This window comes from Pseudoalteromonas aliena SW19, from assembly GCF_014905615.1.
GTDB lineage: Bacteria > Pseudomonadota > Gammaproteobacteria > Enterobacterales > Alteromonadaceae > Pseudoalteromonas > Pseudoalteromonas aliena.
In genome coordinates, this window is sequence record NZ_AQGU01000007.1 from 1 (window position 1) to 998 (window position 998).

At 42.8% G+C, this 998-nt stretch carries 1 protein-coding gene; it reads right to left on the reverse strand.

The genetic code is table 11. The features are described from left to right. Positions 1-998 (reverse strand): AMP-binding protein (locus PALI_RS00040; protein ID WP_193154359.1); only part of this gene is annotated, 998 nt, incomplete at both ends.

Here is a 998-nt window from a genome sequence, read left to right on the forward strand (position 1 = left end):
CCACGGATTTTTATTTGATCGTCAACACGCCCAACATACTCTATTAACCCATCCTTGCCATAACGCACCAAATCGCCTGTCTTATACACCTTTCCTTTGCAACCTAAATCGTCACTATAAGGGTTCCTTATAAAGCGACTATCTGTCATCTCCGGCTGATTCAGATACCCTAATGCTAAGCCATCTCCTCCAACACACAATTCACCAATGCCCCCTGCTGGGATTAAACTACCCTGCGCTGATAAGATTAGTACTGTGTCTCCTTGCACTCCTAATCCTATTGGTACTCCCTTTGATAAGTCCCTACCTCGTGGGATAGGATAACAACAAGTAAATGTGGTGTTTTCTGTCGGCCCATAACCATTAATAATCTGAACCCTTGGTAACGCTTCTTGCACTGTTTGTACCGCTTGAGGATTCAATACGTCACCCCCTGCTAATACATATTTCAATCCTAAACTCGGCTGGCATCCTTTACTCCATTCGGTAAATAACCCCGATGTCAGCCACAATGCGGTGACATTTTGCTCTGTTATCACCGTATTTAATCGCTCAATAGTAATAAAGTCGTCTGGGTACAAGACACAACGTCCGCCATTTAATAACGGTCCCCATATTTCCAATGTCGCTGCATCAAAGGCAATGTTAGCGCATTGTAAAAATACGGTATTACTATCTAACTCCATAAAATTTGGTGTATGAACTAAACGATTTACCGCCCTATGTGGTGTCATCACTCCTTTTGGTTTACCTGTTGAACCTGATGTATAAATCACATAAGCCAGTGACTCTGATGTTTGCCCTATCGCTCTGGGTAGATTTTCACAACTGTGTTCTTTCAATTCCATATCTAGGCTATCAACACACACCAATGGCACTTGACTAAAGGCTAATACTTCCGCTAATCTCTGCTCAGTCAACACCACTGTGACCTCTGTGTCTTCTAACATGTATGCTAAACGTGACTGAGGATAATTTGAGTCCAATGGCACGTAAGC